The following is a 7,118-nucleotide window of genomic DNA, read 5'->3' on the forward strand; positions in this document are numbered from 1 at the left end:
GCCTCCCGCGGCAGGGCGACGCGCCACCCGCCACCCTCGGGTAGCAGCGGCAGCGGGTCCAGGTGGCGCCCCTCGGGTGACAGGGACCGCCCGGCCAGCCGCACGTCGTACCGGCTGCCGCAGGCGGCGCAGGTGAGCTGCTCCCCATCCAGCGCGGCGCCGCTGAGCGGGGCCCCACAGGTGGCGCACTCGTCGCGGTAGGCGTACGGGGTGCCGTGCAGGACGCACACGGCGACAGGGAGCCCGCCCACCACCCGGCGGGCGACGTGGCCGGCGGCCACCGCGACCTCCAGGTGCGCCCAGCCGTCGCCGGAGGCCTCTGCGGCCTCCCCGGCGGCCGGCGCGGACTCGGACGGCGGGCGCCCGATCTGCAGCACCGGCAACGGCTTCTGCCGGGCGACCACACCCTGGACGTCGACCGCGACGACCTCCGGCGCGGCGTCCAGCACGGCCCGCTCGATGGTGGTCGTCACGGTCACCGACGAGGACGGGCAGCCGTCGCAGCTGCCCTCCAGCCGCAGGTGGGCCACCCCGTCGGCGTCGACGCCGGCGTACTCGATGCCGCCGGCGTGCGAGCCCAGGTAGGGGCGGACCCGGTCCAGCGCCTGCTGGACCCGGGTGTCCACGTCGTCGGGGTGCAGGTCGTGCAGCACCAGCAGCGAGCCGACCAGGTCGTCCCCGGCGAGCCGGCGCACCAGCGCCTCACCGCCGTCGGCCTCCCCCACGAGGTCGACGACGCGGGCCAGCCCCGCGCCGTACAGGGCGACCAGGGCCCGGACCAGCTCCTCCGCGCGGTCCGCGGCGAGGCGGTCGGGGCTGTCGTGGAAGGCGTCCAGCAGCACCTCCACGCGGCTGGCCAGCTCCTGGGCCTCGTGCCGGTTCATCACTGCGCCGGTCAGTAGACCGTCGCGGCCATGGCCGGCGAGTGGACCTGCTCGACCACCGAGCCGTTGCCGGTGAACAGGTGCACCCCGCACGGCAGGCACGGGTCGAAGCTGCGCACCGCCCGCATGATGTCGATGCCCTTGAACGTCTCCGGCGGGTTCTCCTCGAAGATCGGGGTGTTCTGCACCGCGTCCTCGTAGGGGCCGGGCGTGCCGTAGACGTCACGGACGCTGCCGTTCCACGGGGTCGGCGGGTAGGGGTGGTAGTTGGCGATCTTGCCGTCGCGGATGACCATGTGGTGGCTGAGCACCCCGCGGACCGCTTCGGTGAACCCGCAGCTGATCGCGTTGTCCGGCACCGTGAACGGCGTCCACGTCTCGGTCCGTCCGGCGCGCACCTCGGCGAGCGCCTGGTCGACGAAGTGCAGCGCCAGGGCCGCGGTGTAGGCCTGGAAGTAGGTCCGGGCGCGGTCCCGCTCGATGGCGTTGCTCCACTGCGGGATCGTCCACTCGAAGCTCACCTCGGGCTTGAGCGCGGTGCGCGGCAGGGTGATCTGCACGCTGTGGCCGGTGGCCTTGACGTAGTCGGTGTTGACCAGGCCGGACAGCGCGGTCGACCACAGCCGGGCGATCGGGCCACCGCCGGTGTCCAGGGCCAGGTGGTCGGTGCCGTCGAACCAGCGCGGCGACATGGTCCAGCTGTAGTTGCCTTCGAAGTCCCGTTTGGCCGGCTTGGGGACCGTGTGCTGGTTCCACGGGTGGCGCCGGTCGACCGGGTTGCCGAGCGGGTCCTTGTCGACGAACACCTCGTAGCCGTCCTGCGCCCAGTCCTCGTAGTAGGAGTGGCCGAGCAGGATCCGCATGCCGAGGTTGATGTCGACGAGGTTGTTGGTGACGAGCCTGCCGTCGACGATGACGCCGGGGGTCACGAACATTCGCTTGCCCCAGTCGTTCATGCGCCGGTAGGTGAAGTCGCAGATCGCCGGGTCGTTGAGGCTGCCCCAGCAGCCGAGCAGCACGCGGCGCTCGCCGACGTGCTCGTAGCCGGGCAGCGCCTCGTAGAAGAAGTCGAACAGGTCGTCGTGCAGCGGCACGACCTTCTTCATGAACTCCACGTAGCGCATGAGCCGGGTGAGGTAGTCGGTGAACAGCTGGATCGTGGCGACGGTGCCGACCCCGCCGGGGTAGAGCGTCGAGGGGTGGACGTGCCGGCCCTCCATCAGGCAGAACATCTCCCGCGTCATCCGGCTCATCTGCAGGGCCTCGCGGTAGAACTCGCCCTCGAGCGGGTTCAGCGAGCGCATGATGTCGCCGATCGTGCGGTAGCCGTGCTCACCGGCGTGCGGCGCCTCGGTGCTGTTGGCCCGCTCCAGGACGCCGGGGTTGGTCTCCTTGACCATGCGCTCGCAGAAGTCCACCCCGACCAGGTTCTCCTGGAAGATGTTGTGGTCGAACATGTACTCCGCGGCCTCGCCGAGGTTGATGATCCACTCACCGAGGGCCGGCGGCGCGATCCCGTAGGCCATGTTCTGGTTGTAGACCGAGCAGGTGGCGTGGTTGTCCCCGCAGATCCCGCAGATCCGGCTGGTGATGAAGTGGGCGTCCCGCGGGTCCTTGCCCTTCATGAAGATGCTGTAGCCGCGGAAGATCGACGAGGTGCTGTGGCACTCGCGGACCTCCCTGGCCTTGAAGTCGATCGTGGCGTAGATGCCCAGGCTCCCGACGATCCGGGTGATCGGGTCCCACGCCATCTCGACGACGTCGCCGGACTGCTTGGTCGTGGTGGTCATGTCGGTCCGCCCTCCGTCACCAGGACTTGGTGTAGCCGGTCTGCAGCACGTTCCCCTTGGTGCGCCACTTCGGTTCCTTGTCGACCGTGTTCATCGTGATGCCGCGCAACCGGCGGATGACCGTGCCGTACATCGTGCTGGCGCCGGCCGAGACCTTGCTGCCGGGCGGCTCGTCCATGAACGGCATGAACTTGTCCGGGAAGCCCGGCATGGTGCACGCGATGCAGATGCCGCCGACGTTGGGGCAGCCGCCGACCCCGTTGATCCAGCCCCGCTTGGGCACGTTGCACTTGACCACCGGGCCCCAGCAGCCGAGCTTGACCAGGCACTCGGGGGTGCCGTACTCCGTGGCGAACTGGCCCTGCTCGTAGTAGCCGGCGCGGTCGCATCCCTCGTGGACGGTGGCGCCGAACAGCCAGCGCGGGCGCAGCGCCTCGTCCAGCGGGATCATCGGTGCCTGCCCGGCCACCTGGTAGAGCAGGTAGACCAGCGTCTCGGACAGGTTGTCGGGGTGCACGGGGCAGCCGGGCACGCAGACGATCGGCAGCCCCGCCTTGGACTTCCAGCTCCAGCCCAGGTAGTCGGGCACGCCCATCGCGCCGGTCGGGTTGCCGGCCATGGCGTGGATCCCGCCGTATGCCGCGCACGTCCCGACCGCGACGACGGCGGTGGCCCTGGGCGCCAGCCGGTCCAGCCACTCCGAGGTGGTCATCGGCTGGCCGGTGGCCGGGTTGTTGCCGAAGCCGCACCAGTAGCCCTCGGACTTGATCTTCTCGTTGGGGATCGACCCCTCGACGACGAGGACGAACGGCTCGAGCTCGCCGCGGTCGGCCTTGTGCCACCACTCGATGAACGTGTCCGCGCCCTGCTCCGGCCCGCACTCGAAGTCGATGAGCGGCCAGTGCACCTGGACCCTCGGCAAGCCCGGCAGTGCGCCGAGGACGATCTCCTCCACGCTCGGCTGGGTCGCGGCGGTCAGCGCCACCGAGTCCCCGTCGCAGCTGAGCCCTGCGTTGATCCACAGGACGTGGAGCACCGGCTCCGTCGTCCCCGCCGTCCCCGTCGACTCCTGCGTGGCTGTCGACATCTGTGGCCACCACCCTCCTGTGCGATCACAGTGGGCGTCCCGGCGCGCGGGCTCCTGTCGTCATCCCCGGCGGCAGGTGCTCGGGTCCCGAGGCACCTCCTCCTCCGGAGCATAGGACGGCGTGGTGCGGCGGCAGGACATACGTGTCCGGACATTTCTGCGACTGTCCGCGAATCGCGGAATCCCCGACCTCGCAACGGGATCGGCCGCTTCCACCACCGTCGTCGCCCCGGCTACCGTGCATGGCGTAGCCCCACCCGGAGGGGACCCGCGATGGCCCGACCCCCCGACGCCGACCCGGCAGCCGAGCCCCTCCCCGGCGCCAGTGCCGGGGCCGTGGTCGCGCCCGTCGTGGTGGTCAGCCGCACCTTCCCCGCCCGGCCCGCCTCCTGGGTCGAGGCCCAGGACTTCCTGGAGCACACCCTCGCCGGGCTCGACCTCGAGCCGGCCGGCCCGCGGGCGATCCAGGACGCGATCGGCGAGGCGCTGCTCGCCTCGGCCCGTCCCGGGGTGGGCGCGTTCCAGGTCGCGGTGCGGATCTTCCCCGACGAGGTCGAGGTGGAGGTCCTCAGCACCGAGCAGCTGGTGGACGCCATCCGGGGCTACCCGCCCGTGCCCCGCTCCTTCGCGGAGTGGATCGCCGAGGTGCTGCAGCGGCAGGGCCTGTCCCAGGAGGCCGCGGCCCGCCAGCTCGGGGTGTCCGTGCGCACGGTGGGCCGCTGGGTGCGCGGGCAGTCCGAGCCGCGGCTTCGCGACCTGCGCCGGGTCCACCAGGTCTTCGGCCAGCACTGACCGTGCTCAGCCAGGGCCGGTTTGCTCAGCCAGAACCGTTCCCGGGCGCCCGATCGGGCGCCGGAAGCGGCCTGAGGTGAGCAGACCCGCGGGTATGCCGGGTGCTCGCCGCGCGTGCTTCAGCGGCCGAAGACCGCCGGCAGCGTCGCCGTGTGCGCCTCGCTCAGCTCGCCGAGGCCGAGCTCGAACTGGCCCTGCACGTCCAGGCCGTCGGTCTGGTCGTCGACGACCCCGATCCGCGCGTGGGCGAAGCCGCGGGCCGAGCACATGTCGGTGAACCGCACCTCCTCCGAGCGCGGCACGGCCACGATGGCGCGGGCGGTCGACTCGCTGAACAGCGCGGTGAACGCGTCGATGCCGTCGCGCTCGCAGACCTCCTCCAGCCAGACCCGGGCGCCGACGCCGTGGCGCAGGGTGGCCTCGGCGAGGGCGACCGCCAGGCCGCCGTCGGACAGGTCGTGCGCGGCGTCGATGAGCCCGTCCCGCGAGGCGTTGACGAGGATCTCGCCGAGCTGGCGCTCGAGGTCGAGGTCGACCTGCGGGGGCAGACCGCCGAGGTGGTCGTGGATGGTGCTGGCCCACTCCGAGCCGGCCAGCTCCTCCCGGGTGGTGCCGAGCAGGTAGATGACCTGGCCCGGCGTCTTCCAGCCCGAGGGCGTCCGGCGGGCCACGTCGTCCATGACGCCGAGCACGCCGACCACCGGCGTCGGGTGGATCGCCACGTCCCCGGTCTGGTTGTAGAACGAGACGTTGCCGCCGGTCACCGGGATGCCCAGCTGCTGGCAGCCGTCGGCCAGGCCGCGCACCGCCTCGGCGAACTGCCACATCACGCCCGGGTCCTCCGGCGAGCCGAAGTTGAGGCAGTCGGTGATCGCCAGCGGCGTCGCCCCGGCGGTCGTGACGTTGCGGTAGGCCTCGGCCAGCGCGAGCTGCGCCCCGGCATACGGGTCGAGCTTGGCGAACCGGCCGTTGCAGTCGGTGGAGATGGCGACCCCGCGCCCGCTCTCCTCGTCGACCCGCACCACGCCGGCGTCGTCGGGCATCGCCAGGGCGGTGTTGCCCCGCACGTAGCGGTCGTACTGGTCGGTCACCCACGACTTGTCGCACAGGTTCGGCGAGCCGATGAGGCGGATCAGGGTGTCTCGCAGCTCGTCGCCGGTGCCCGGGCGCGGCAGGTCCTGGGGACCGGCCGCCTGCAGCCCGTCGAGGTATGCCGGCCGCTCCAGCGGGCGTTCGTAGACCGGGCCGTCGTGGGCCACCGAGCGCGGCGGCACGTCGACGATGACCTCGTCGTGCCAGAGCACCTCGAGGCGGTCGCCCTCGGTGACCTCGCCGATGACCGTGGCCTCGACGTCCCACTTGCGGTTGATCGCGAGGAACTCCTCGAGCTTCCCGGGCTCGACGACGGCCATCATCCGCTCCTGCGACTCGCTCATGAGGATCTCCTCGGGGCGCAGGGTCGCGTCGCGCAGCGGGACCCGGTCGAGGTGGACCCGCATGCCGCCGTCGCCGTTGGAGGCCAGCTCGCTGGTCGCGCAGGACAGCCCGGCGCCGCCGAGGTCCTGGATGCCGTCGACCACGTGCGCGGCATACAGGTCCAGGCAGCACTCGATGAGCACCTTCTCGGCGAAGGGGTCGCCGACCTGCACCGCGGGGCGCTTGGTCGGGCCACCCTCGTCGAAGGTCTCCGAGGCGAGCACGGACACGCCGCCGATGCCGTCGCCGCCGGTCTTGGCGCCGAAGAGGACGACCTTGTTGCCGACGCCGGAGGCCTTGGCCAGGTGGATGTCCTCCACCCGCATGGCGCCGACGCACAGGGCGTTGACGAGCGGGTTGCCCTGGTAGCAGGAGTCGAAGACGACCTCGCCGCCGATGTTGGGCAGCCCCAGGCAGTTGCCGTAGCCGCCGACGCCGGCGACGACGCCGGGCAGCACCCGGTGGGTGTCGGGGTGGTCCAGGGCGCCGAAGCGCAGCGGGTCCATCACGGCCAGCGGGCGGGCGCCCATGCTCATGATGTCGCGGACGATGCCGCCGACGCCGGTGGCCGCACCCTGGTAGGGCTCGACGTAGGAGGGGTGGTTGTGGCTCTCGACCTTGAAGGTCACCGCCCAGCCGTCGCCGATGTCGACGACGCCGGCGTTCTCGCCGATGCCGACGAGCAGCTTCTCGCGCATCGCGTCGGTGGTCTTGTCGCCGAACTGGCGCAGGTGGACCTTGGAGGACTTGTAGGAGCAGTGCTCCGACCACATGACCGAGTACATCGCCAGCTCGGAGCTGGTGGGGCGCCGCCCGAGGATGTCGCGGATGCGCTGGTACTCGTCGGGCTTGAGGCCCAGCTCGGCCCAGGGCTGCTCGACCTCGGGCGTGCCGGACGCCGTCGAGACGGTGTCCAGCAGGGGCTTGGTGTGGCCGGTCTCCAGGGTGCTCACGCGTTCACCACCGAGGTCAGGACGGACGTGAAGAAGGGCAGGCCGTCGAGCGAGGGGCCGTAGCCGGACTCGACGCAGTGCTCCGGGTGCGGCATGAGGCCGACGACGTTGCCGCGCTCGTTGGTGACGCCGGCGA

At 71.6% G+C, this 7,118-nt stretch carries 5 protein-coding genes and 1 pseudogene; 1 reads left to right on the forward strand and 5 read right to left on the reverse strand.

Annotation, left to right across the window (positions count from 1 at the left end; genetic code table 11):
• The 3 genes from VF825_RS13430 to VF825_RS13440 form a co-directional block, all read right to left on the reverse strand.
• Positions 1–884: NifU family protein (locus tag VF825_RS13430; protein WP_331114109.1), on the reverse strand; the 884-nt coding region annotated here is incomplete at its 3' end.
• Positions 885–895: 11 nt separating this feature from the next.
• On the reverse strand, positions 896–2,674 hold the full coding sequence (locus VF825_RS13435) for a nickel-dependent hydrogenase large subunit (RefSeq protein WP_331114111.1): 1,779 nt from the start codon (positions 2,672–2,674) through the stop codon (positions 896–898).
• A gap of 16 nt (positions 2,675–2,690) precedes the next feature.
• Positions 2,691–3,761 carry a hydrogenase expression protein HypE gene (locus VF825_RS13440; RefSeq protein WP_331114113.1) on the reverse strand — a complete coding sequence of 357 codons (1,071 nt, stop codon included), beginning with the start codon at positions 3,759–3,761 and terminating at the stop codon, positions 2,691–2,693.
• Between the two features lie 273 nt (positions 3,762–4,034).
• On the opposite strand from VF825_RS13440, the gene VF825_RS13445 reads away from it, so the two are divergent.
• Positions 4,035–4,553, forward strand: coding sequence for a helix-turn-helix transcriptional regulator (locus VF825_RS13445; RefSeq protein WP_331114115.1), 519 nt, complete (start codon positions 4,035–4,037; stop codon positions 4,551–4,553).
• Positions 4,554–4,672: 119 nt separating this feature from the next.
• On the opposite strand, the gene purL is transcribed toward VF825_RS13445, so the two are convergent.
• Together purL and VF825_RS13455 are read right to left on the reverse strand one after the other, a co-directional pair.
• A complete protein-coding gene (purL, locus tag VF825_RS13450; RefSeq protein WP_414695852.1) occupies positions 4,673–6,973 on the reverse strand; it encodes a phosphoribosylformylglycinamidine synthase subunit PurL in 2,301 nt (766 codons plus the stop codon).
• 5 nt (positions 6,974–6,978) lie between these two features.
• A pseudogene (locus VF825_RS13455) lies at positions 6,979–7,118 on the reverse strand (phosphoribosylformylglycinamidine synthase subunit PurQ); the annotation flags it as partial.

Origin of the sequence: Oryzihumus sp. (genome assembly GCF_036391795.1) — a bacterium.
Classification (GTDB): domain Bacteria; phylum Actinomycetota; class Actinomycetes; order Actinomycetales; family Dermatophilaceae; genus Oryzihumus.

Excerpts from the sequence above, each read along its gene's own strand:
- VF825_RS13435 (WP_331114111.1), bottom strand. The coding sequence starts at position 2,674 with ATGACCACCACGACCAAGCAGTCCGGCGACGTCGTCGAGATGGCGTGG.
- VF825_RS13440 (WP_331114113.1), bottom strand. The coding sequence starts at position 3,761 with ATGTCGACAGCCACGCAGGAGTCGACGGGGACGGCGGGGACGACGGAG.
- VF825_RS13445 (WP_331114115.1), top strand. The coding sequence starts at position 4,035 with ATGGCCCGACCCCCCGACGCCGACCCGGCAGCCGAGCCCCTCCCCGGC.